Consider the following 3,277-nt stretch of genomic DNA (forward strand, 5'->3'; position numbering starts at 1 on the left):
AGGCGCGCCTACTGGAGTCGCGCTGACATCGGGCGCGACCTGGTCGAGCTGCTGCGCCTGGGGCGGCGATCCTGAGTCGATGCGCGGCGACGGGGACCACGAGGCCAGCGCTCGCTCGCTGGACCACTCGCTGGTCTCCGGCATGGCCTGGACCGCGGCGTAGCGCTGGCCGGCACAGGCGATCAGCTGGATTGCCACCGCGTATGCAGCGCGGCTGCTGTCTCCCGCCGACTACGGGCTGGTCTCAATGGCGATGCTGGCGATCGGGCTGGTGCGCATGGTCGAGGACTTCGGGCTGGACGCCATCTTCGTCCAGGACCGCAGCATCGTCGGCGTTCAGCAGGCGCGGCTGGCGGGCTTCGTGCTGCTCGCAGGTGGCACGCTGAGTCTGCTGTTCGTCGGCCTGGCGGTGCCTGTGTCGCACTTCTTCGGCGAGGCCCAGGTCGCGCCGATCGTGATGTTGCTCAGTCTGCTGTGTGTCGCCGACGCCCTGCAGGTGGTGCCCCGCGCCGCGCTGCAACGCGAGATGCAGTTCGCCCGCCTCGCGTGGGCGCAGTTCCTGCAAGTGATGGTGACCCAGGGCACCCTGGTGCTGGGCGCGACGCTCGGCTGGGGCGTCTGGGCTTTGGTGTTCAATTCGCTGGCCGGCGCTGCTGCCGTGACGCTTCTGCTGCTGTGGTGGCACCCGTATCGCGTCAGCGTGCCGCGCGAGTTCGCCACGCTAGCCAAGCCGTTGCTGCAGGGCTGGCGGGTGCTCGCCTCACGCATCGCGTACTACGGCTACAGCAACGCTGATCAAGTCGTGGTGGGCAAGCTGATCGGCAAGGAGGCACTGGGCGCCTATTCGTTCGCGACCACGCTGTCCACCACGCTGTCGCAGGAGATCGCGTCGGTGGTCAGTCGCGTGGTGCCGGGAATATTCAGTGCTGTGCAGAAGGATCCGGCCGAGCTTCGACGCTACTTCCTGCTGCTCACCGAGCTGGTGGCCTACGTCACGCTGCCGATCTCCGTAGGCATTGCCCTGACGGCCGACTACGCCGTGCGTATCGTTCTCGGCCCTCAATGGGAAGCGGTCGTCATGCCACTGCGCCTGCTGTGCATCTACGCCGGCTACTACACCTGCCAGATGCTGGTCGGCCCCGTGCTGCTTTGGACGGGGCAGTTCCGAGCCAACATGTGGTGCAGCGTGCTCGCGGGTGTCGGCCTGCCGCTGGGTTTCCTGGCCGGCAGCCTTGGCGGGCTCGAGGGTGTGGCCCTGTCCTGGTCGATCGTCTTCCCGCTCGTCAACCTGCCGGCGATGATCATCGCATTCCGCACCATGCGCAGTGGCTTCCTGGAGTGGCTCGACGCCCTGATGCCTGCGGCACTGGCCAGTCTGGTGCTCAGCGCCGCCGTGCTCGGCGCGCGGACGCTGCTCAGCCCGGACCTCGCCACGGGCTGGGCCGCGGCGATCGCCGTGCTGGCCGGCGCGCTCGGCTACCTGGCCGCACTCGGTTTGCTGTTTCGCCGCCGCGTCCTGCTGATCTGGGCGTTCCTGAGGGCACTGCGAAGTCGGCGCGAAGGTGTCGCGCCGGCAGCATGACGAGCCCGGGCGTTCAGGACTGCTTCGATTCCATGCCCGCCGGGGAATCGGCGCGACGCAGCCAGATCTCGCGGAAGTACGTGCTCGATGCGCGGGGGCAGCCCAGTCGGCTCTCGGTCAGCTCGGCGCGACAGTAGACGTTCTCCAGGCGGATGCATGGCGTCTTCATCGTCGTCATCTTGCCGGTCTTCTCGTGGATCAGCTTGGTGACACGCGACTGCACCTGGTAGCGCTCGTCGCAGTACTTGAGCATCTCCGGGTCGTAGCGCATGCCGCGATTGAATCCGTCGGGGGTGATGGTCGCCGCGATCTCCTTGGGTGAGCGCACCACGACCCACTCACCCGGCTGCAGATTGAGTGACTCGGCGGGTGTCGGCGTTCCCTTCTGGACCTGCCCATGGATCTCCGGGTAGGGCTTGCCGCCGCGCCAGCGCTGCAGCGTGTTGTACAGGCCGACCCAGAAGCGATAGCCGATGCCGAGGTGGACAATCTTCCGGTAGCCCGACATCAGCAGAAGCTTGGCCATGTGCAGAAAACTGTGGTTGCCTCCGCTCACGTCGCAGATGTACTGGCGGGTATCCCACCACGGCAGCGGCTCGCTGGCCTCGTAGATCGACGTGGTCTGGCAGACCCAGACCGGGTCGGCCGGATCGCTGCCGGGCGCATGCCGCGCCCGCATCACGTCGTCGGGTGTCGGTGCATCGGCGCGTGGCGGAACCTCGGGTGACGAACCCTCGGCTCGTTGCAGCCAGGCTTCCTTCCAGAAGAAGACGCAGTCGGCCTGGCAGCCTTCGTGATGCCCGCCGTCGCAGCGGCCGCCTTCCAGATGCACGGTGTCGTGCAGGCGCCGGCCCCCGGTGTTGTGAATCGACGTGTCACAGGTCTTGTGTGCCGTCTTCGCGACGCGCAAGCGCCGGCCGCACAGCTCGAACATCTCCGGCTGGAACTGCAGGCCATCGAGGCGGCAGTCGGGGCCGAGCGTGGCAAGTATCTCGCTCTGGCTGCGCACGACGACCCAATCGCCGGCGCGTAGGCCCAGACTCAGTTGTTTGGAGAGTGCGCTGCGGGGCATAGGCAACAGTGTGGGTGATTGATGGAAACCGGGGTCCCGATTGTGCGGTGAAGCCGGCGTCCGAGGCGTGAGTTGTTCACGCGCCGGCACGTGGCCGCCTTCCCCGAACCAAGGGGGGCAAGCGGCGACTCGCCCTCTCGCGGGGCTATGCTCGGGCGTGCGGTGCCAGCAGGCCCTCGCACGCCATCGATCGTCGCCATCACCTGCACAGATCGGCGATCGTGCAGAGCTCGGTTTCCACGCCCATCTCCACCAGGCGGGCGCGAACTTCTTCCACATAGACCGGATTCATCAGGATCACATGCCCGGGGCGAATCGCCTTCAACTGCTCCGGCGCGTGCACCACGAGGCCCGTGCCCGGCAGGAAGCGACCATGTCGCTGCTCGCTCAGATCGACCGCGCAGTGCACGAGGCTGGCGCGCGTCAGAGCAGCCAGAAACCCGACCGTCTTGGCCGCACCCTGCCAGACGGCGATGGGGCGGCCCGCCGCGGCCATGCGCTCGAGAGCTTCGTCGCAGCGGGATACGGTGCGTCGAACCTCGCCGCCGAAGCGGTGGCACAGCTCGACCAGTTCGCGCACCTTCGCAGCGCCCGGTCCGGCGGCGTCGACCAGCGCCGTGCGC

General features: G+C 67.7%; 3 protein-coding genes and 1 pseudogene. 1 reads left to right on the plus strand and 3 read right to left on the minus strand.

Features of this window, described 5'->3' with window-relative positions:
• On the minus strand, nt 1-198 hold a 198-nt coding region (locus tag AB7U92_RS24415), incomplete at its 3' end, for a hypothetical protein (protein WP_428583013.1).
• A gap of 19 nt (nt 199-217) precedes the next feature.
• Between AB7U92_RS24415 and AB7U92_RS24420 the strand changes: the two genes are divergently transcribed.
• Nucleotides 218-1,582: an oligosaccharide flippase family protein gene (locus AB7U92_RS24420; protein ID WP_428583017.1), complete on the plus strand. Its 1,365-nt coding sequence runs from the start codon at nt 218-220 to the stop codon at nt 1,580-1,582.
• A 13-nt stretch (nt 1,583-1,595) separates the two neighbouring features.
• Here AB7U92_RS24420 and AB7U92_RS24425 read toward each other — a convergent pair whose 3' ends face one another.
• Both AB7U92_RS24425 and AB7U92_RS24430 read right to left on the minus strand, forming a co-directional pair.
• On the minus strand, nt 1,596-2,744 hold the full coding sequence (locus AB7U92_RS24425) for a hypothetical protein (RefSeq protein WP_428583015.1): 1,149 nt from the start codon (nt 2,742-2,744) through the stop codon (nt 1,596-1,598).
• A gap of 109 nt (nt 2,745-2,853) precedes the next feature.
• Nucleotides 2,854-3,277, minus strand: a pseudogene (locus AB7U92_RS24430) (hypothetical protein); the annotation flags it as partial.

Origin of the sequence: Piscinibacter sp. (assembly GCF_050175855.1) — a bacterium.
Taxonomy (GTDB): domain Bacteria; phylum Pseudomonadota; class Gammaproteobacteria; order Burkholderiales; family Burkholderiaceae_C; genus Piscinibacter.